The sequence below is a fragment of the Paenibacillus sp. G34 genome (assembly GCF_056856875.1).
Genome location: NZ_CM166469.1, coordinates 1,651,106 through 1,672,500 on the forward strand (window position 1 = coordinate 1,651,106; position 21,395 = coordinate 1,672,500).

The window sequence follows — 21,395 nt, forward strand, 5'->3', positions numbered from 1 at the left end:
CTGGGGGTAACAGCGATCGGAAAATGGTACTGCAATCGGAGTGGCCACGTGTATACAACAAAAGCAACAACAATAGTACAGATAGAGAAGGGGAGTTTAAATCAATGATTAAGAACTGGAAAGCACTCACATCACTGTTGAGCGCAGCAATGCTGGCACTGGCGCTGGCTGGATGCGGTAATGCCGCAACAAAAGAAGGAGCGGGTAATTCACAGCAACCTGCACAGGAGCAATCTCAGGAACAAACGCAAGCGGATCTGAAAACTCAATACCCACTGACCGTTACAGATGCAACGGGTGAGTCTTTCACTTTTGAAAAAGCACCAACCAAAATCGTCTCGGTATCTCCAGCTGAAACGGAGTCGCTGTTTGCCCTCGGACTGGATAATGAGATTATTGGCGTATCCGATTATGACGATTACCCGGAAGCGGCAACAACAAAAGCAAAAATGGGCGGTATTAACAAGCCGAATGAAGAATCCGTTATTGCAGCAGATGCGGATATCGTATTCGGAGGGATTTCATTGAGCGAGGATGCAGTGAAAAAGCTGCGTGATCTGGGTATTACCATTTTCAAAACGGATCCTAAATCCATCGACGATGTGATGAACAATATCGAAACCTTCGGTAAAATTACCGATCATCAAGAGCAGGCACAGAAGCTGATTACACAGATGAAGCAGGATGTAACAGATGTAACCGAAGCGGTAAAAGCCGTAAAACCGGAAGATAAGAAAAAAGTATACATCGAGTTCTCCCCAGGCTGGACGGTAGGTAAAGGTGAGTTCATGAACGAACTGATCAACGTAGCCGGGGGCATTAATGTTGCTGCCGACAAAGAGGGCTGGTATCAGATTAACGAAGAAAATGTTATTGCCTCCAACCCGGATGTCATTCTGTATACAAATGATGTTGTCGACGAAAATTCCAAAACGCTGGATCAGATTATCAAAGCACGTAGCGGCTGGGATCAAATTACGGCGATGAAAAACAATGCTGTGATTGGACTGGATGCCAACTTGCTCAGCCGTCCGGGCCCACGTATAACTCAAGGGTTGAAAGATGTTGCCAAAGCGATCTATCCTGACCTGTTCAAATGAGCAGAAAGCTGATCCTGTTCGGAACGATGGGCATGGCGCTGCTGGTGCTTACCGTGCTCATCTGCACGGGCATCGGTTCAGTGGCATTGCCCATCCGGGACATCGTTGGTATTCTCCTTCACAAAATGCCATGGGTGGGCGACTGGATTACACCTGATTGGAGCAAGGCTGCCGAACAGATTATCTGGAAAGTGCGCTTCCCGCGTGTCTTACTTGCGATGCTCGTAGGTGCTTCACTAGCAATTGCAGGGGCGGGCTTTCAAGGTGTGCTACGCAATCCTCTGGCTGATCCATTCACACTGGGGGTTTCCTCTGGTGCTTCGGTGGGGGCGGCATTCCTGATATTCTTTGGTTTGCAGTACGCTATAATTGGTATTTGGACACTGCCGCTGGTTGCTTTTTTGACTGGTGTAGTCACGTTATGGTTTGTGCTGTCTCTGGCTCGTGAAGGGCGGAAAATACCAACACACAGCCTCATTCTGGCAGGTGTGGTCATGCAAAGTTTCTTGGGGGCGGTCGTTTCCTTCCTATCGACCATGTCGAAGCAGACAATCAATGAAATTATATACTGGACGATGGGAAGTCTGGCACTACGCGGGTGGTCGTATACGACCATCCTTTTCCCGTATTTTCTGCTTGGACTAATTTTTCTATGGAGCCGGGCGCGTTCGCTGAATGTCTTGGCACTGGGTGAACGTCAGGCAGCCCATATCGGTGTTGGTGTGGACAGGCTCAAGTTATCTGTGCTGGCTGTAGGCACATTGCTAACGGCAGGAGCTGTTTCGGTTTCGGGAGTCATCGGATTTGTTGGTTTGGTTATTCCGCATATTTTACGCTTGCTGGTGGGGCCGGATTATCGCTTGCTGATACCTTTGTCTGCGATTGGTGGTGCGATTTTTATGGTATGGGCAGACACCATAGCTCGCTCCTTGCTGGCACCGACTGAGATACCGCTAGGTGTCGTGACTGCTTTTGTCGGTGCGCCGTTCTTCGCTTACCTGTTGCATCGGAATAAAAAGCTGAGGAAAGGGATGATGCCGTGAGTGCCGAGAAAGATTATGCCGCCGCTGCTCTAGTATCTGTTGTCCAGGCGGGCAAAACATACGGTGATCATCATGCCCTTCATCCTACAGATTGGCAGATCACAGAAGGAGATTGGTGGGGTGTCGTTGGCCCCAATGGAAGCGGCAAGTCCACACTACTCCAGCTTATAGCAGGAACGGAATCGTTAAGTGAAGGCCAGATCCGCATTGCTGGTCGTGATATCGGATCTTACAGCCGTAAGGATCTGTCTCGGATGATCGCGGTTTTGCAGCAGGATGGCTTGCCCGCGATCTCCTATCCTGTTCGGGATGTCGTCGAGATGGGACGTTACCCTTACCAAAACTGGCTAGGTCGTGAATCGGGAGAGGGAGCCCATGTGGTGGACAGGGTGCTTGAAGAATTGGGACTCACGGAACTTGCAGACCGACCGCTGGATTCCCTAAGCGGTGGACAACGGCAACGAGTAGCCCTGGCCAAGGTGATGGCACAGGAACCGCGTCTGCTTCTACTGGATGAACCAACAACGTTTCTCGATATTAAATATCAGTTGCAATTTATGGAATTATTAGCTGCATGGCAAAAGAAGAGCAACATTACGATTGTAGCAGTGCTACATGATCTTAATTTGGCTGCATTGTTCTGTAATCGTATTATGGCTTTACGGGAAGGTAAGGTAGTCGGAGAAGGGACACCTCACAGCTTGATGACGGGAGAGCAGATTCAAGAGATCTTTCGCGTTAAACCTGCGATGGTATCCCATCCGGATCATGCTGTTCCTCAACTGTTGCTGCGGCGGGACATGGATTAAACGAGAGGAAGAGAGCCTCTATTTTGATGAAGGAAGTGCTGGTTGAATGAAGACAGAAGAACAGAAGTTGGAGCAAGTATTAAATAAGATTGTTGCTCCTGACCCAACCATTGCTGCGGAAACGTCTGCTCATGTGGATATACTCACAAAGCCACCGGGTAGTCTCGGCAAATTGGAAGACCTTGTGATTCGATTGGCAGGGATGACAGGGCAGGCACGTCCGCGTTTTGATCGCAGGGCTGTGATCGTAATGGCTGCGGATCACGGCGTAGTGGCAGAAGGCATAAGTGCATTTCCAGCCGAAGTTACGCCACAGATGGTCATGAATTTTCTGGCTGGAGGTGCTGCAGTCAATGTCCTCGCTCGTCATGCCAGAGCAGAAGTGATTTGTGTTGATATCGGTGTGAATGCTGACCTTGAACATGCAGGCTTGCTCTCTCGCAACATTCGTAAAGGTACTGCCAACATGGCCCAAGGCGCAGCGATGACTCGGGATGAGGCCATTCAGGCTATTTTAGTAGGCGTGGACGTGGTTACATCAGAAGTGGCAAAAGGAACACGGCTGTTTGTCACCGGAGAGATGGGAATCGGGAATACCACGGCAAGTGCTGCAGTGATGAGTGCGCTCACCGGTGTTGCGCCCGCGGCTGCTGTAGGGCGAGGAACAGGTTTGGATGATGCAGGTGTGCTTCGCAAGGCTGCTGTTATCAGTCAGGCTTTGAGCGTTAACAAACCTGACCCCGAAGATGCGCTGGATGTGCTATGCAAGGTGGGCGGACTTGAGATCGCCGGACTCACCGGCGTTATTATTGCTGCTGCGGCCCATCGCTGTCCGGTTGTTGTCGATGGTTTCATCTCTACAGCCGCAGCGCTGATCGCGAGAAAATTGGCTCCCTTGACCGTAGCTTATATGATTGCTTCCCATACTTCACATGAAAATGGACATGCATCTCTGCTGCGTGAGCTTGATTTGAAACCAATGCTGGATCTGGACATGCGTCTGGGTGAGGGAACAGGCGGAGTGCTCAGTCTGCATCTGATTGATGCGGCGTGTCTGATTTTAAATGAGATGGCTACTTTTGCAAGTGCGGGTGTCTCTGATGGAACGAATCAGATTTTGGATGCCGATCCGAGTACTGCTATTTCGGCGTCGTCGCCTGTGCAAGGGGATGGCTCCCGATGAGTGTATTGGTTACTGGCGGGGCACGTAGTGGTAAAAGTTCATTTGCCGAGCGTCTCTGCATGCAGCGTTCCTCAGAAGCTTGGTATGTCGCAACAGCTCAGGCATATGACGACGAGATGCGTGAACGCATTGCGTTGCACCAGAAGCAGCGCGAGGACTCGGGTTACCTCTGGCGCACGATGGAGGAGCCGCTGGATTTGCCTGCCCTGATCAACCGAATGGGTGAAGGACATAGCGGGACTTCCGCACCGACGATTCTGGTGGATTGCCTGACGCTTTGGCTGACCAATGTTTTGTTAGCCCATGAGCATGACGAAAGCCATGTGTTACAAGGTCATCTGGATGCACTGGTGGAAGCGGTAAGAACATACCCCGGCTTGCTTGTGCTGGTTACCAATGAAGTAGGGGATGGCATTGTGCCGGAATATAAACTTGGCCGGGTTTATCGTGACCTGGCTGGCGTGCTCAATCAGCGTATTGCGGCGATCTGTCGTGAAGTTTTTCTTGTGACAGTCGGTATTGCGGTTGAATTAAAAAGCAAGGAGTATCGCTTATGAAGGATGACCTAGCGGGTGCGGTCGTTCCGCAGCGGAAACATGCGGCTGCAGCGGCCTTTCAATTTCTTTCCCGTTTTCCTGTGAAGATGCAGCTTGATTTTGTGCCGCCATTACTACGCGAAAGTGTGGTGTATTATCCACTCGTCGGCGCTGCAATCGGTCTATTCGTCTGGCTTGTCGGCGCGATGAGCGGTGCCTTGCTTCCGGCTTTTCCGGCGGCAGTTCTTACTTTGACCGTGTGGGTCTGGCTAACCGGGGGACTACATCTCGACGGATGGATGGATACAGCGGATGGCCTGCTCAGTTATCGCAACCGTGAGCGAATGCTGGAGATTATGAAGGACAGCCGCGTGGGAGCCATGGGTGTCATTGCCTGTGTGCTATTGCTTATGATGAAAGCCGCGCTGATCGCAGACTTCGTTGCTCGGGGGAACTGGGTGTATGGTGCGCTGCTCATTCTACCCATGATCTGGAGCCGATGGTTTATGGTCTATGCCATGTCAGCTTGGCCGAATCCACGCGGGGATGATGGACTTGCCGTTTTATTCAAAGGTCTTGGTGAGAGAAAAGAGGTTCAGCGGGCACGTCGTGCTGCAATTGGACTTACGTTGATTCTAGGGTTCATTACCATAGTGGCCGTGTGGCTGTTTAAACCAGATACAGCGATCGCCGATGTTATGGTCAGCGGGTTTGGATCACTGCCGTGGTGGTTGTATCCTGTAACGGCAGTGATCATACTTCCTTTGGCTTGTTATTTTATCGGGCGATTAGTCGCTGCGCGGATCAGTTCACGGCTTGGAGGTCTAACTGGAGATACATATGGTGCCATGAACGAACTGTTGGAGGCGGCTTTATTGATGTTATTAAGCGTGCTTCAAGGGCTGTTTTGGTTGTAGAGATAGGCTGTTGGGAATTCTCGTGTGATAGTTTCGTTACGCAGTAAGCGAATTGCACGAAAGACAGGAGTGAGGAAGGTGGAAGATCAGGTAAAACAACCAGCGGCTGTACTCATGCTGCAAGGCACGGCTTCTGACGTAGGCAAAAGTGTCATTACAACGGCACTATGCCGGGTTTTCAAGCAAGATGGCTTTAAGCCCGCCCCGTTCAAGTCACAGAATATGGCGCTGAATTCCTATGTCACGGAAGACGGTAAGGAGATTGGCCGGGCCCAGGGGGCGCAGGCTGAAGCATGCGGCATTGAGGCAACGACCGATATGAATCCGATTCTAATTAAACCTGTGCGAGATATGCATTCACAGATTGTGGTACATGGTGTACCTTTTGCCCAGATGAGCGCAGCGGATTACCGTCAGCATTTCTTACCTGAAGCGAAGCAGACTGTAATGGATGCTTTAAATCGGCTGCGCGACACTTACGACATCATACTAATGGAGGGTGCAGGCAGTCCGGCGGAAATTAATCTGAAAGATCGGGATATTGTGAACATGAATCTGGCGGGCTGGGCCGATGCACCGGTGATTCTGATCTCGGACATTGACCGCGGCGGTGTGTTTGCTTCGATTGTGGGTACGCTCGAACTGCTAGAGTCACATGAGAAAGCCCGTGTAAAAGGGTTTATTATCAATAAGTTCAGAGGAGATCTCTCTCTGCTGCAGCCAGGGTTAGACTGGCTTGAAGAACGGACTGGAATACCTGTCCTTGGTGTGCTGCCATACATAAGAGATATTCAGATTGAAGCGGAAGATTCGGTGGTCCTGGATTCCCTGCGGCATGGCAAAAAGGAACATACGGAACTGGATATCGCCGTAATCCGTTATCCCCGAATCTCTAACTTCACGGATTTTGATGCATTATCCCGCGAACCGGATGTGAATGTGCGTTACGTGACTTCACCGGAGGAATTGGGTAGTCCAGATGCCATTATTTTGCCAGGTACGAAGGATACCATCGGTGATCTGTTATTCCTGCGAGAATCCGGATTGGAACAAAGAATTACAAATCATATCAAACATGAGCATGTGCAGCTTGTGGGTATATGTGGTGGGTATCAGATGCTGGGGCAACATTTGTTTGATCCACATGCTGTTGAGGCAAATCAGGCCCAAGAAGCCACAGGGCTTGGCAGACTGCCGTTATCGACAACGTTCCTCCAGCATAAACAGACGGTCAGGGCCTCCGGGAGCGTACAGTCTAAACATCCGATCCGGCTGCATGGGGGAAAACATGCTGAGTCTTTCGTAGTACCAGTTAACGGTTATGAAATTCATATGGGGGTAACGGAATGTCACGAACCTGAACAGGTAACCGCCTTATTTGAAATTGCTCATGCTGGTGGACCGGCTTTTCTGGAAGGTTGGGGGACGACAGACGGTAAAGTGTGGGGGACTTATCTCCATGGTCTGTTTGAAAGCGACCAATTCCGGCGTTCCTGGTTAAATGGTCTGCGCGAGACCAAAGGACTTGCACCGCTGGAGGAAACCTACAGCGTTCAGGAGCGTAAGGAAATGGAATTTGATCGGGTGGCTGCGTCACTCCGCTCATCACTGGATATGAAGCGAGTGTATGAGATTACAGGTATGAGACAGCCTGAATAATGGATTAGCAGACTTCATACGATAATGATTAAAGTAGATTTTCTGCAAAATTAGTATGAGTGAGTCATAGGCAAAACAAACACCCCCATGATGGGCAACCCGTTCATTTGAACGAAATTGCTATTATGGGGGTGTTTGCTTATTCGAGGATTCAAGTTGTTTAATATAGCAAATGCAGGGTTATAGATATTTGATCATCATTGATGGATGATTCGATTGAGCCTTAATCAATCATTAGTCGATTTTAAACTTCTTCATCGCTGTTTGCAGCTCGACAGCTTGTTCATGCAGATGGCGTACCGTGCTCGAATGAGAGTCCATCTCGCTGAGTTGCATCTCTGCGGTATCTGCAATCCGTTCCATGCTCTCACGGGACTTGGATGTAATCTGTGCCGTCTCTTCGACCGAAGCGCTGACTTCTTCTGCACCCGCAGAAACTTGTTGTGTAGACGAAGAGACCGTCTGGATTGTGAGATTCACATTCTGGATCAATTCATTCAGCTGCTGGAAGGCTGAGCCTGCTTGCTGAACAACGGCGCTGCCGGAACCGATCTCTTGCGTCACCCGGTTCATCGCACTTACAGAGCGTTCGGCATCTTCGCGGATGGTACCGAGATAATCGGCAATTTCTTCTGTTGCCGTCTTGGATTGTTCCGCGAGCTTGCGGACTTCTCCGGCGACAACGGCGAACCCACGTCCGTGTTCACCAGCACGGGCAGCTTCAATGGAAGCGTTAAGGGACAGCATGTTAATCTGTTTCGTAATTTCAAAAATGGAAGTGACGATTGTACCGATGGCTACCGAACGTTCATTCATCGTTTCAATGTAACGCAGTGATTCGCTAGCCGTCTGTCCGACACGTTCCATCTGTTCCACCGCATTCTGTGCAAGCTGATTGCCGTTAAGCGCCTCTGTTGCAGCTTCATTGATCTGGTCGGATACTTCGGCAGCAGAAGTCGCGATATGCATAATACCTTGTGTAATCTCTTCCATCGCTCTTGCGTTCTCGGATGCACTGGAAGCGATACTGACGCTACCTTTACCTGCTTCTTCAGCAGCATGGCTGGAGTTCTTGACCATACCGGACATGGATTGCACACGTTCGAGCAAGTCATTGGAACCCACTACGACTTCATTAGAGGTAGACAGGGCGCGGCTAATCATCTCTTTGAGATTATGTGTCATTGTCTGGAAGCTGAAGGCCAGTTGCGCGATCTCATCCTTGCCTTTGATCTGCAACTCGGCGGTAAGATCACCTTGAGAGATTCGTTTACTATGCTCTACAAGTTTAACGATCGGTTTCGTGACTCTTTTAATCATACTTGTTGAAATGAGCCAGCCAAGGACAAATACCAATGCTGTAATACCAAGGCACAGCCAGAAAATTTGAGCAATTTTATCCTGAATAAACTTGGCATCCATGCTGACAGCCATGAGCATGTTACTTCCGGCAATCGGCATAAAAGCTGCTTTATGTACACCGTATGAATCAGAGAAGACCGGGCTGATGACTGCTTGCTTCTTCTCGGTTGCTTCCACCATGGACGGTTCTACTTCAATCGAGTCCCCGGTTTTAAATTTGGAGTTGATGCTAGCTACAACAACGCTCGCTTTACCATCCTGTATAGCAATGACGTATGCAGCATCCAGACTGTGTTCTTTGGATTGATCTGCCAGGTAGGAACCTACCGTCATGGCAGCACCTTCAGCGCCTGCTCCGCCGCTTTGGATCTGCAAAATCTTGGATGAAGATGTATTTTTGTAAATATCCTGAATGGACGTATTCAGAACTTTGTCGAACTGAGGTAGCACGTAACTTTGAATAATATTCATGGATACGGCATAAAAACTGATACTGAACAACAGGGAGGCGACCAACAACACTAGGAATAACGTACCCCTGATCTTGCCAGCAACGGTGCGTTTGCGAAACATAGAATCACCCTTTCACGTCATCTTCAATAACATTGTCCCTTATTCCGTTCTCTATGGCCTTTTTTACTAACGAAGAAAGACCTATTTTTTAGTTTTGCGAAACTCTCGAATAAGCGGATATACCCATTTTACAAAATTAACCGCGGGTTGAATAGCAAAATTTTCATAAAACTGCATAAATATTTTCATGATTCATGAATCTATAACATGCTTATTACATAATATCAATTAATACCTACCAGAATAGTTTGATATGTGTTATATTGTTCATTGTCGCACTTGAAGGTAGCATATAAATAGAAAAAATCGGTTCAAGCCGGTTATACATGTCTGAGGAGGAACTAAGGTAATGAATACATTTCAAATCATTGTGAATGTAGTGGTCATGCTGGCGCTGCTGGGTGTCCTCTACTGGATGCAGAAGAAACATATTTCGTTTACAAAGCGTGTATTTGCGGGTCTCGGTATGGGGGTTGTGTATGGTGTCATACTGCAACTGATCTACACATCGGGTTCCGATGTCATTGTAAAATCAGTCGATTGGTTCAATCTGGTCGGTTCAGGATATGTTCGTCTGTTACAAATGGTCGTGATTCCACTCATCATGGTGTCGATTATCTCGGCAATCATGAATCTGAAGGGGAAACAAAACCTCGGTAAAATGAGTTTTTCAATTATTGCGATTCTACTGATCACGACAGCCATTGCTGCAGGGGTTAGTATTGTTACAAGTCTCGGTTTCAACCTGACTTCCATTGAGATTCAAGGAGGAGATCGGGAAACCGCTCAAATCCAGAAGGTGGAGGAACGTTTGGCTGATGTGAAGGATCAAACCATTCCACAGCAGGTGCTCGAGTTCATTCCTTCCAATCCATTTGCGGATATGACAGGTGAACGCCGTACGTCTACACTCGCTGTTGTTATTTTCTCAGCCTTTATCGGAGTTGCTGTACTGGGACTGGATCGTAAAAAACCGCAGCAGGCGGAAACATTCCGCGGTATGGTGAATGCCGTCTACGCGGTTGTGATGCGGATTGTGACGCTGGTGCTGAGGCTTACGCCTTACGGGATTCTTGCACTTATTACGAAGGTGACGGCCACAACCAATGCGGAAGAGATCTTGAAGCTCATTAAATTCGTCATTGCGTCTTACGTGGCACTTGCGGTCATGTTTATCATTCACCTGATTATCATCACCCTGTCCGGATTTAACCCGGTTACGTATTTGAAAAAGGTACTGCCAACGCTGGTATTTGCCTTTACATCCCGTTCAAGCGCAGCAGCCATTCCGCTGAATGTGGAGACTCAAACGAAAAAGTTGGGGGTATCGGACGGGATAGCGAACTTGGCTGCAAGCTTTGGTGCGACAATTGGGCAAAACGGCTGCGCCGGGATCTATCCGGCCATGCTGGCGGTGATGATTGCTCCGACGGTGGGAATCGACCCGCTGAGCTGGGATTTCATCGTAACGTTGATCCTCGTGGTCATGATCAGTTCGTTTGGTGTGGCTGGCGTCGGCGGCGGGGCAACCTTCGCATCCCTGATCGTGCTGTCCACAATGAACCTGCCAGTGGCTTTGGTTGGATTGCTCATCTCGGTTGAGCCGCTGATCGACATGGGTCGTACAGCGCTTAACGTGAATGGTTCCATGACATCCGGACTGCTGACAAGCAAAATTTTGAAAGAAAACGATCGGGATACGTTTAACGATCAAAGCCGTCAACTGGATTCCCCGGCTCATGTGTAAGCTGGAGCGTAGCTTTTTGCCGCGCAGCTTATGTGCTTGGTGATGCAGAGTGCGCAGAGCGATCTGCAATAGAGGTTGATGCTAGGCCGTCCTTCGGAGACATTCCGGAGGGCGGCTTTTGCGTGTGAGATTACACGAGAATGTGCAGGATAGGCATGGATGGTGGGAGTTTTTTTTCAATAAAATAGGGGGATCGGGGTGATGGCGGGTACAGAGCGATTGAGGATAAATGTGTTGGCTTAACGGTGTTATGCCATGCTGGAGGGATTTAGTGCTGTTCAAGGGGGCGGAAATGTGATAGAGTATTCATGTTTTGGCGCTGCGCCAAACCGCGGTTCGTAACCATCCCGCGTAATCAAAACTAGGAAGGCAGTGTGTGAGTTCATGTTTAATTTGGTTTGGGGAGCGGTATTCGTTCTCGTGACGTATGGATTTTTTCTTTTGTGTTATCGCTTGTTTGGCAAAAAAGGCTTGTATGCCTGGATTGGTGTAGCCACAGTGATTGCCAACATTCAGGTGACCAAAACGATAGATATTATGGGGATCGTCCTGACGCTGGGGAACACGATGTATGTCAGCATGTATCTGACCAGTGACCTTCTCAATGAGAAGTATGGGGCGGAAGAGGCGCGGAAAGCGGTGTGGTTTGGATTTTTTACGCTGATTATGACCACGGTTCTGATGCAGATGGTGTTATTATTTAAAGCGGCACCGACGGATTTTGCTCAGGATTCGATGAAAACATTGTTTGGTCTGTTGCCACGTCTGGCGCTCGGCAGTCTGTCCGCGTATTTTATCAGTCAGTTTCTCGATGTCCGGTTGTTCAGTTGGCTGCGTAAAATTGCACCGGGACGTAATCAGCTGTGGATTCGCACAAACGGCAGCTCGATTATCAGTTCTTTCGTGGATACGCTCGTCTTCTGTACAATCGCGTTTGTATTCATCTATCCATGGGATGTGTGGCTGGAAATTTTCCTGACGACATATCTGATCAAGTTTGTGTTGACTGCGGTTGGAACGCCCTTTCTGTATGCCGCACGTAACTTTAAGTTTAATGATGAGGCGTAATGACTTAAATTGGATTAATCAAGGATTAACCATTAACATCCCCCTGCGTAGCCAGTTGCAATTTGGACTCCGCAGGGGGATAATTTATATAGAGAATAAAAGGGGGATTACGGATGTATTCCGCACTGCGTTATAAACTGGAGAGCAATGGCACAACTTACGAGAATGAAAGTCTTAATGCCTCGGTATTTGTAGATTTGATTACGGATCTGGAATTGCATGATTTTGTAGTTCTGCAACCGTCAGAGCTGGTAGAGGGAAGCCTGTATTTGCAGGCAGCTTCGCTTGAGGAACCGGGGCACATGGTGGTAGAAACCCGTTTGCAGGAAGGGGAAAGCGGATTCCGGCATTACAGCTACACCACGGCAGATACAACGAAGGTGATTCAGTGGTTTTTGGATTACTGGGGGAAACAGGAGCTTCCAAAGCTGGAGGACTGGCAGGATATAACTCATGAAATGGATTAACGGATAGTGAGCATGAGAAATGAAATAATGTAACCATGAGCAATGATGTAGTATGTACGGATCGCATGTATTTCACGTTAGGCGTATGATCTACAAGGTCAAGATTACACCATATGTGATTGAGTAACGTGTAATATATGAAACAAGCATATGTGAAACAAGCAATAAAAGATCCCGCAAACCATGACCATGTGGCATGCGGGATTTTTTGGCGTTCATTGTTTTTGTGTACGCGTATGTTCTGCGATATTTGAAAATACAGCTCAGTCCATCTTTGCTCAGTATATGTGAATGCCTTCGACTGAATATCAGCGTGCATCATCTGCTGTAGCATAGATCCCAAGCGATTTAGTCTGTCAGGATTTGCAGTTCTTTTGGATACGTGGTAAGCACTTCTACACCTGTCTCGGTTACCAGTACATCGTCTTCGATACGCACACCGCCGGCCGCGGTGTAAATACCTGGTTCAATGGTAAACACGGTTCCGGCTTGAAGCAGATCCATGTTCTCTCCATGCAGGGAAGGATACTCGTGCACATCAATACCGAGTCCATGCCCAACGCGGTGCATAAAACGCTCGCCGTATCCGGCATCAATCGTCACCTGACGAGCTGCATAGTCAACCGCTGCGCAGGTAATGCCCGGCTTAACTACCTGTATTGCGGCTTGGTTGGCAGCGAGTACGGTATTATAAATAGTTTGAAGTTCCGGTGAAATGTCCCCAAATGCAAAAGTACGCGTAATGTCCGATGCATATCCACCAGCGTACACACCCATATCAAACATAAGCAGATCCCCATGTTGCAGCTTGCGATCCCCAGGTGTACCATGCGGTAGCCCGGTTTTGGGCCCGGTGAGTACCATGGTATCAAAGGAAGGGCCGTCCGCACCGAGTTTCTTCATCTGATATTCCATCTCGGCAACCAGCTCAATTTCTGTAACACCTGCACGTACATGGGTGAGACCTTGGCGCAGCGTTTCTTCAATTAAATAGATCGCATGGCGAATGCGAGCGACTTCATCCGGCGTTTTGTTCACACGCAGCGCGCGCAGCAACGAACCAATATCTTCAAAATTTGCACCGCCGAGTGCGGAGTTTAACTGTTCATAACGAGAGACGGTGACGTATTCTTTTTCCAAACCTATACGGCTTAGACGTCCCTGATATCGATCAAATAACGCATAAGGATTATCCGTGTCCGAATGTGTAGCAATGTTGGATACCGACGAAGCGGCTGCTGCAGCATCGGCGTCCAGAGCAGGTACGATCAATAGAGGGTCTTCACCCCGTGCCAGCATCAGGCCCATAAAACGTTCATGCGGATTGCTTGCGTACCCGGTCAGATAATAAATATGTTTGGGATCTGTAATCAGCATAGCATCTAGCCCTTGCCCGGACAGATCGGCTTCCAGCCTTGATAAAGGAGTTTGATTCATGATAGATATGTCCACCTTTCCTATGTACGCTCTTTGAAATACATCGTTTTTTTTAACATTTTAGCGTCTCTTCTTTCTATTATAGAAGATGTTGAAAGAATTCTAAACTGGCAGTGGCTTATGAGCCAAGGAATGCGTGGTTTTACCGTTTAGGCGAAGAGTGGCAAGGGTAATACAGGGCGAAACCGCTTTACAGTTTGTGCGTCAGGTGGAGTAAGAGACATAGATATACTAGATAAGTTGAACTATTCTTTTACACAATAACGGAGAGGACAGAAAAAACCTGAAAAAGCGGAGCGTTCGCCTTTATCACCGGATTTTCCCCTTTGGAAAAGGGAATCGAAAAAATCTGGGGATAACAGCGATTGGAAGGTTATTCTGTCATCGGAGTGGGCCGTGTAAAATCTTTAGTTCAACTTATATAGATAAATATAGAATCGGAACACAGACTCACGCCTATGAAATCAAACGGAAAGGGGATTTTAATTCGTCATGAACAATCGATTAACTGTGCCGCTGTATGCCTCTTTGCTTAGCATGGCTCTGTTAACCACATCGTGCGGACCCGGCAATCCGAATCCAAGTTCGCAACAGTCGTCTCAAGGAGAGGGAGCAGGTCAAGGTCAGGCGGCAACCGGAGGCAATAATGAGAAGCATACTGGAAAGAGTGAGGAGCAGGAAAGTGCAGTAGTGCCATATCAGGCTTCTGTACTGGTGGAGGGACTGAATGTACCTTGGGAGATCGTGACGGTTGCAGATGGACGGATGTTTGTGACGGAGCGGCCGGGAGTCATTCGAGTCATTACGGATGGAAAGCTGGAGGCCGAGCCGCTGATCGAATTCAAAGCACCTTTTAATGAAGAAGGCGAAGGTGGGTTGCTTGGGCTGGAGGCGGATCCGAACTTCGAGAGCAACGGTTATTTGTATGTGTACCACTCGTATCTGGACGGACAGGATATTGCGAATCGTGTGTTGCGCTTGAAAGTCACGGGTGGGAAAGCGGTGATTGACAAAGAGTTGCTGACGGGCATTCCAGGCGGTGTGAACCATAACGGCGGACGAATCAAAATCGGCCCGGATCAGCTATTGTATATCACCACAGGAGAGCGTTATGAACCGGAACTGGCACAGAACCAGGATAGCCTTGGTGGAAAAATACTGCGTATAGGTCTCGATGGATCGATCCCTTCAGATAACCCTTGGCCGAATTCCCCTGTATACACGATGGGACATCGAAACGCTCAAGGGCTGGCATGGAACCCGGATAACGGGTATCTCTATGCGACCGAGCACGGTCAGCGCAACCATGACGAGATTAACCGGATTGTTGCCGGAGAAAATTACGGCTGGCCCGAAGTGGAGGGCGACGATGATGATAACGGAAATTATCAGGCTCCGCTAGCGCATAGCGGGAATGATACCTGGGCGCCTTCGGGTGTAGCCTTCATCACAGAAGGCCCATGGACGGGGTCATTGGTGGCTGCGAATCTGAGAGGCCAGCAGTTGCTGCGAGTTGTATTGTCCGAAGACGGTACGAAGGTCGAGCAGGTGGTACCTTTTTTCGAAGATGAGTGGGGACGTATACGTAATGTTAGTGCCGGTGAAGACGGTCAACTGTATGTGCTGACCAACAATCGTGATGGACGAGGCTCGCCGCGTGACGGGGATGACAAACTGATTGTGCTTACCCCAGAAGGGTAGCAGTTATTAGGCTGGATTGGTTGGATTAGTTGGGTGGATGGATGGAAGAATGGATGAATGGAGAAATGGAGAGTGGAAGTAAGAGGGGAATGGAGAAAGATGTGGCTAATTTGGAGTTAGGATGTTAAGGAGTTACAAGAGTCACAATGGTCGAAAGAGTTAAAAGAGGTCATAAGGGCCACAGGAGTCATAAGGGCCACAGGAGTCATAAGGTCACAAAAGTCACAACGGTCGCAAGCGTCGCAAGCGTCATAAGAAGAGAGTAGTTGGGTGGATTGAAGTGATATGATTTGGCGTAACGTTGGTTAACTGGCTCCACCTTTTATTCTAACGATCACAGGAGAGCTTATTTCGAGGTTTTTGAGGGTATGAGAATTCTAACGATCTCCAGAGACGCTATTTCATCGAAAATGTGCATAATGGGGCGAAATTATCAGTAATTCGAGTAAATAAGGTTTCTGGTGATCGTTAGAAAATTAAAGGCAGCGAATCAGGCTAAATAAGGCTTCTGGTGATCGTTAGAATTCAGGCGAACTGAATGGAAGGTGCATGGAGGTGCATGAAGACGTATGAAGGTGCATGGAGGTGCATGAAGGCATATGAAAGCATATACGTAGCATCGGGTAAGGAGAGGGCTATCCTCGCTCGATATGACTCTGCCAGAACTGGCTGAGTCCATACGTTGAAATTCAGAAAAAGCTGTCCATGCCAGTATGAAGGCGCAGGACAGCTTTTGAATTACAGGAAATGCAGCGATAAACGCGTCACGCCATAAAGTCTATGTAAACCTGTAAAGTGTGAAGACGCAATAGTGTGACGCTTAGGTTTCAACGTGCCGAATACCCGATAATTACATGAAAACTCTAAGATTCCGACTTCTCGGCGAGCTCCGCGATGCGTTTCTCAGGCTGTTGTGTATATTCTCCGCCATGGTAGCAGAGGACTTTATCCACCGTCAAACTCGTCAGTTTCTTCAAACTGCGCAGTGCTTCCGGCATGTCCGGAGTGGCTGGCGGTGCTGGGCCGACCAGTTCATCGTCAACGACGCGAAGTTCATCAGCAGCAAGCAGGAACTGTTGCTCACCAAAATAGAGGCACAGATGACCTGGTGTATGCCCGGGGGTATGGATGACCTGTATTCCGCCTTGAAGCGGGAGAATGTCACCGTCCGCGAGTGTTCTATCGATGTTAATCTCAGGTAGCTGCATCAGAAGCTGATCTGCCAAAGCGAGCACAGGGGCGGGCAGCATAGCGCGGCGTTCAGGTGTGAATTTGATCAAAGGTTTTGCACCCGTCAGATACGGGATTTCATCCGCGTGAGCCCATACCTCAAGCCCTTGAATAGCATCCAGGAGAGCGCCCAGATTGCCAATATGGTCGATGTCCTGATGGGTAATAATTACACGCTTGATGTCGGATAAAGGGACGTTCAACTCTTCGAGAGCGGATTGTAGTTCGGCAAACTGGCCAATCATGCCTGTGTCTACCAGTGTGTACCCGTCTTCGTCATGAAGCAGCACTGGATGTATGGGGCTATTGCCCGAAGGTGTTGGAATGTTAAGTGTCAGCACCGTGATAGATGGTATAGGTTGGCTCATAAAATATCCGGATATGTGTCCGGAGCACCTCCTTATATGGTTGTATTTTTAATAATGGACAGTAAACTTACCTTGTACCTTGTACCTTGTACCTTGTACCTTGTACCTTGTACCTTGTACCTTGTACCTTGTACCTTGTAGCTTGTTCCATTTACCCATTCTGCATCATGCAACGCGCAAGTAATTACTTACTCTTTATTCTGAATCTGGACGTTCATAGTTCAGATGTTTTCTATATTTTTTCACCGCATGTAAAATCGTTTCAAACGTATCCTCTTCATTGCTGCCATCTTTAACAATGGCTACGAACGAGAAGTTCTCGTGAATCAATCTGTTCCTTGTCTGGAAAGCCTGATGAAGCGCTGTGCTGCATGATTCTTTGCCAGACTTCAAAACAATATGCTGCTTGCCCAGTTCAGCCTCCAGCATCTCCATGTTGGAGCGTGCCCGATAGGCAGGAGTTTTCATGAGCTGGGTCGAATTAAACTTTTTCTGGTACGTGCGTTTGTAGAGCTGTAATAACATCTGTTCCAGGACGGAGCATAACTCCATGGTTAGCGAAGCGTATCTCCGGTTTTTGCGTTTGCGGGTAAGCTCGTATGAATGTTCTTCATCCAGCCATTCGTATTCTTCATATAAAGAGGAATCGTCATGGTTCAGAATGTCGCGATATTCCTGTTCGAGCAATTTAATCTCAAGCTTGGCGAGCTTCTTGACATGTTTGAAATCCTCTTGGGTTAGCATACGACTTGTCCTCCCATGGGTACCGAGATGTGAATGGAACATGATCTGATCATGATGTTAGGTGATCACTGTATTATCTCATATTCTGGAACATAATGCCTTAGCGCTTTTAGGGTGTGTCTGAAAAGGCTGAAGAAAGCATATTCTACATGCCCTAGTTAAAATAATTCACGGAACCCACGGTTCAGAAGGGAAGGACACCATGTCCATTCAGACAGCAATCGTTACAGGAGCCAACTCCGGTATGGGACTGGCCACCACCATTGAACTTGCAAAACAAGGATATCACGTCATTATGGCCTGCCGTAGTGAAAAGAGAGGACAAGAGGCGCTTCAACAAGCTTTGCAACAATCTGGCTCTTCCGAGATCGAGCTGATGTTGTGTGATCTCGGGTCGCTGGATAGCATACGTCAGTTTGCAAGACAATATCGTGAGCGCTATGATCACTTGGACGCACTAGTGAATAATGCGGGTGTGGTGATGGTTAAACGCAAAGAAACGTCAGAAGGTTTCGAGCAAAGCATGGGCATCAATCATCTGGGACACTTCCTGCTCACGTTGCTCCTGATTGAACCACTGAAAGCGGCTAAACAGGGCCGAATTGTAAACGTGTCGTCTGGAGCGTACAAAGCCGGGAAAATTCATTTTGATGATCCACATTTGCGCAAAGGCTATAATCCGATCAAAAGTTACGCTCAGTCCAAACTGGCAAACGTATTTTTCACTCGTACCCTTGCCCGTAAGCTCGCAGGAACTTCCGTTACCGCGAATTGTTTACATCCAGGTGCGGTAGGAACCAGCATCGGAGTGGACCGCAACACCGGATTTGGAACTCGCATCATGGCACTTGCTGCCAAGCTACCGTTTTTCCTGACGCCAGAGGAAGGGGCCCGGACAGCGATCTACTTGGCAACAAGTTCGGATGTCACTGGGGTGACTGGGCGGTATTTCTATCAACAGAAGGAGCAGCGCTTGAAAGAGCATGCTTTGGATGATGCGGCCGCCCAGCAGTTATGGACATGGAGCGAAGAACAAGTTGGTTTGCAACCAGATGAACGGCTATAAATTGTTATGCGTAGTTCATTCATGCTGTATCCATTAAATTTTACTCTTCACAGCCTGCTGGATCATCTCGATAAAAGCATCGATAGGTTGAATGCCTTGATCTCCCTCGCCGTAAGCACGGACAGAGGCGGATGAGGCATTTTTCTCTTGTTCACCAAGCACGAGCGAATAAGGGACTTTTTCCATCTGGGCTTCACGAATCTTGTAACCAAGCTTCTCGCTGCGCAGATCTGTTTCCACTCGGATACCTGCTGCCCGTAGCTGGCTCTGCACCTCAAGTGCATAGTTCGCATAATGATCCGATACGGGGATCAGCTTCACCTGTACAGGAGCCAGCCAGAGCGGAAATGCGCCTGCATAATGTTCTGTCAGAATGCCAATAAAGCGGTCAATGGAGCCATAGATTGCTCGGTGAATGACAACTGGACGGTGTTTCAGGCCATCCTCGCCGATGTAAGTGAGGTCGAATTTTTCCGGCATTTGAAAATCCAGCTGGATTGTTCCGCACTGCCAGCTTCGCTTCAGCGCATCAAGAATGTGAAAGTCGATCTTCGGCCCGTAAAAGGCGCCGTCGCCTTCGTTAATGCGATATTCCACACCGCGGGCGTCTAACACATTGCGTAACGCCTGTTCCGCCTGATCCCATAATTCTTCCGAGCCCATGGAATCTTCGGGGCGCGTGGACAGCTCGATTTTATAATCAAAACCGAAAATGTCGTACATCTGTCCAATCAGAGAGATTGCCCGATTAATCTCGTCTTCAATCTGTTCAGGCATCACATAGAGATGGGCATCGTCCTGACAGAATGTCCGTACCCGCATCATGCCATTCAGGGCTCCTGAGAATTCATGCCGGTGAACCTGACCGAATTCCATCATGCGAATCGGCAATTCGCGATAGGAATGCAGTGTATTTTTGAAAATCAGCATATGTCCCGGGCAGTTCATCGGTTTCAAGGCAAATGTAGCATCGTCCACGTCCGCAAAGTACATGTTGTCCTTGTAGTGCTCCCAGTGACCCGATTGTTCCCACAGGCGGTTGTTCATCATTAGCGGAGTGCGAACCTCCTGGTACCCTTCCTGCAATTGCAGTTCCCGTGAAAATTGCTCCAGCTCTGTACGAACTGTCATGCCTTTGGATAGATAGAAGGGCATGCCAGGGGCTTCTTCAGAGAACATAAATAGCTCCAGTTCTTTGCCAAGCTTGCGGTGATCCCGCTTTTTGGCTTCTTCCAGCATGTGAAGATGTTCTTGCAGCTGTGTTTTATTTGGAAAAGCAGTGCCATAGATGCGTTGCATCATTTTATTGTCCGAGTTTCCCCGCCAGTAGGCGCCAGCGACATTCAGCAGTTTAAACGCTTTGATCCGTCCAGTGGACGGAAGATGTGGGCCACGACACAAGTCGAAAAACTCACCCTGCTCATAAATCGAAAGTTCGGCATCTTCTGGTAGATCACGGATAAGCTCGAGTTTGTATGGATCATCGCTTGCTTCGAATAGCTCCAAAGCTTGTGACCGGCTAACTACCTTACGGCGGATTGGCAAATTTTCCTGAATAATCTTGTTCATTTCCCGCTCAATTGTTTCAAGATCACCGATGGAAATGGACTGCTCCAGATCGACATCATAGTAGAATCCATCTTCAATCACTGGGCCGATGCCCAGCTTCACGTGGTCTGCGCCATACAACCGTTTCAGTGCCTGTGCAAGCACATGTGCTGTGCTGTGACGATATCGGTGCAGACCTTCCTCGCTATCCAGCGTAACAATGATGAGTTCGCAGTTACGCTCCAGCCTTGCGCTCAGATCGACATTCTGGCCATTCACGATCCCGCCGATCGCCTGTTTGCCAAGACTTGTGCTGATCGAAGAGGCAACTTCGGCTACAGTGATGCCTGCTTTGTAACTACGTACAGCACCGCCTTGCAACCGGACTTCAATCTTTTCAAGCGATGATTCCGCTGCTAACGATTCAGATGCTGCTGTGTGCTGATCATCCGAGGATAAATGCAATAAATGCTCGTTTTCATAATCCGGTTTTTTCTCTTGACTCATGTGAACCACTCTCCAATATATTTGTGATGGAAGCGCAAAAAACACCCGTCCCGGAGAAGGGACGAGTGCGCTTGGCTCGTGGTTCCACCCTAATTTGGTTATGTTGCATTCTGCTCTCGGCCAGCCGCCGCAAACAGAATCATCATAACCCTCATTGGAATCCGTTAACGGGGATTAGGCGGTGAGCTCTACTGACCGTACATGTAACGATCTTGCGAAATCATTGATTGGAATAATCAATTGACATAATCTGCGCAATATCTGTACATTGTCGGAGGTTCGAGACCACGGCTACAGAGGGGTAACTTGGATCCGTTCGCTGAAGAAGGT

Annotated in this window: 17 protein-coding genes; 12 read left to right on the forward strand and 5 right to left on the reverse strand. The window is 48.5% G+C overall.

Going from position 1 to position 21,395, the window contains the following annotated elements; translation table 11 throughout:
- Positions 1-104 precede the first annotated feature (104 nt).
- The 7 genes from AC1VYS_RS07280 to AC1VYS_RS07310 all read left to right on the forward strand — a co-directional run bounded on the left by AC1VYS_RS07280 (position 105) and on the right by AC1VYS_RS07310 (position 7,247).
- The gene (locus AC1VYS_RS07280) at positions 105-1,100 is read left to right on the forward strand and encodes an ABC transporter substrate-binding protein (RefSeq protein ID WP_482913643.1); all 996 of its coding nucleotides are present in this window, start codon (positions 105-107) and stop codon (positions 1,098-1,100) included.
- Positions 1,097-2,143 carry a FecCD family ABC transporter permease gene (locus AC1VYS_RS07285; protein WP_482913644.1) on the forward strand — a complete coding sequence of 349 codons (1,047 nt, stop codon included), beginning with the start codon at positions 1,097-1,099 and terminating at the stop codon, positions 2,141-2,143. Before AC1VYS_RS07280 ends, AC1VYS_RS07285 begins: the two co-directional genes overlap by 4 nt.
- Positions 2,140-2,952: an ABC transporter ATP-binding protein gene (locus AC1VYS_RS07290; RefSeq protein ID WP_482913645.1), complete on the forward strand. Its 813-nt coding sequence runs from the start codon at positions 2,140-2,142 to the stop codon at positions 2,950-2,952. The genes AC1VYS_RS07285 and AC1VYS_RS07290 overlap by 4 nt, the downstream gene beginning before the upstream one ends.
- Positions 2,953-2,998: 46 nt before the next feature.
- Positions 2,999-4,135, forward strand: a complete 1,137-nt coding sequence (cobT, locus tag AC1VYS_RS07295; protein ID WP_482913646.1) for a nicotinate-nucleotide--dimethylbenzimidazole phosphoribosyltransferase — start codon at positions 2,999-3,001, stop codon at positions 4,133-4,135.
- Positions 4,132-4,692, forward strand: coding sequence for a bifunctional adenosylcobinamide kinase/adenosylcobinamide-phosphate guanylyltransferase (gene cobU, locus AC1VYS_RS07300; RefSeq protein WP_482913647.1), 561 nt, complete (start codon positions 4,132-4,134; stop codon positions 4,690-4,692). The genes cobT and cobU overlap by 4 nt, the downstream gene beginning before the upstream one ends.
- Positions 4,689-5,588, forward strand: a complete 900-nt coding sequence (cobS, locus tag AC1VYS_RS07305; RefSeq protein ID WP_482913648.1) for an adenosylcobinamide-GDP ribazoletransferase — start codon at positions 4,689-4,691, stop codon at positions 5,586-5,588. The genes cobU and cobS overlap by 4 nt, the downstream gene beginning before the upstream one ends.
- 114 nt (positions 5,589-5,702) lie before the next feature.
- Positions 5,703-7,247 (forward strand): cobyric acid synthase, encoded by a 1,545-nt coding sequence (locus AC1VYS_RS07310; protein WP_482914940.1) that lies wholly within the window; start codon positions 5,703-5,705, stop codon positions 7,245-7,247.
- Between the two features lie 234 nt (positions 7,248-7,481).
- On the opposite strand, the gene AC1VYS_RS07315 is transcribed toward AC1VYS_RS07310, so the two are convergent.
- A complete protein-coding gene (locus AC1VYS_RS07315) occupies positions 7,482-9,182 on the reverse strand; it encodes a methyl-accepting chemotaxis protein (RefSeq protein WP_482913649.1) in 1,701 nt (566 codons plus the stop codon).
- A 349-nt stretch (positions 9,183-9,531) separates the two neighbouring features.
- Between AC1VYS_RS07315 and AC1VYS_RS07320 the strand changes: the two genes are divergently transcribed.
- From AC1VYS_RS07320 to AC1VYS_RS07330, 3 genes are all read left to right on the forward strand, one after another.
- Positions 9,532-10,929: an L-cystine transporter gene (locus AC1VYS_RS07320; RefSeq protein ID WP_482913650.1), complete on the forward strand. Its 1,398-nt coding sequence runs from the start codon at positions 9,532-9,534 to the stop codon at positions 10,927-10,929.
- Between the two features lie 384 nt (positions 10,930-11,313).
- On the forward strand, positions 11,314-11,997 hold the full coding sequence (locus tag AC1VYS_RS07325) for a queuosine precursor transporter (RefSeq protein ID WP_482913651.1): 684 nt from the start codon (positions 11,314-11,316) through the stop codon (positions 11,995-11,997).
- Positions 11,998-12,110: 113 nt separating this feature from the next.
- Positions 12,111-12,464, forward strand: a complete 354-nt coding sequence (locus AC1VYS_RS07330) for a hypothetical protein (protein ID WP_482913652.1) — start codon at positions 12,111-12,113, stop codon at positions 12,462-12,464.
- 348 nt (positions 12,465-12,812) lie between these two features.
- Here the strand turns inward: AC1VYS_RS07330 and AC1VYS_RS07335 are convergent, their stop codons facing one another.
- Positions 12,813-13,901, reverse strand: coding sequence for a M24 family metallopeptidase (locus AC1VYS_RS07335; protein WP_482913653.1), 1,089 nt, complete (start codon positions 13,899-13,901; stop codon positions 12,813-12,815).
- A gap of 492 nt (positions 13,902-14,393) precedes the next feature.
- Here AC1VYS_RS07335 and AC1VYS_RS07340 point away from each other — a divergent pair, with 492 nt between their 5' ends.
- Positions 14,394-15,602 (forward strand): PQQ-dependent sugar dehydrogenase, encoded by a 1,209-nt coding sequence (locus AC1VYS_RS07340; protein ID WP_482913654.1) that lies wholly within the window; start codon positions 14,394-14,396, stop codon positions 15,600-15,602.
- 863 nt (positions 15,603-16,465) lie between these two features.
- Here the strand turns inward: AC1VYS_RS07340 and AC1VYS_RS07345 are convergent.
- Together AC1VYS_RS07345 and AC1VYS_RS07350 are read right to left on the reverse strand one after the other, a co-directional pair.
- Positions 16,466-17,200: an MBL fold metallo-hydrolase gene (locus AC1VYS_RS07345; RefSeq protein WP_482913655.1), complete on the reverse strand. Its 735-nt coding sequence runs from the start codon at positions 17,198-17,200 to the stop codon at positions 16,466-16,468.
- A gap of 195 nt (positions 17,201-17,395) precedes the next feature.
- Positions 17,396-17,944: a hypothetical protein gene (locus tag AC1VYS_RS07350; RefSeq protein ID WP_482913656.1), complete on the reverse strand. Its 549-nt coding sequence runs from the start codon at positions 17,942-17,944 to the stop codon at positions 17,396-17,398.
- 202 nt (positions 17,945-18,146) lie between these two features.
- Between AC1VYS_RS07350 and AC1VYS_RS07355 the strand changes: the two genes are divergently transcribed.
- On the forward strand, positions 18,147-19,010 hold the full coding sequence (locus AC1VYS_RS07355; protein ID WP_482913657.1) for an SDR family oxidoreductase: 864 nt from the start codon (positions 18,147-18,149) through the stop codon (positions 19,008-19,010).
- Between the two features lie 33 nt (positions 19,011-19,043).
- Here AC1VYS_RS07355 and thrS read toward each other — a convergent pair whose 3' ends face one another.
- Positions 19,044-21,065, reverse strand: coding sequence for a threonine--tRNA ligase (gene thrS / locus AC1VYS_RS07360; RefSeq protein WP_482913658.1), 2,022 nt, complete (start codon positions 21,063-21,065; stop codon positions 19,044-19,046).
- Between the last annotated feature and the right edge of the window lie 330 nt (positions 21,066-21,395).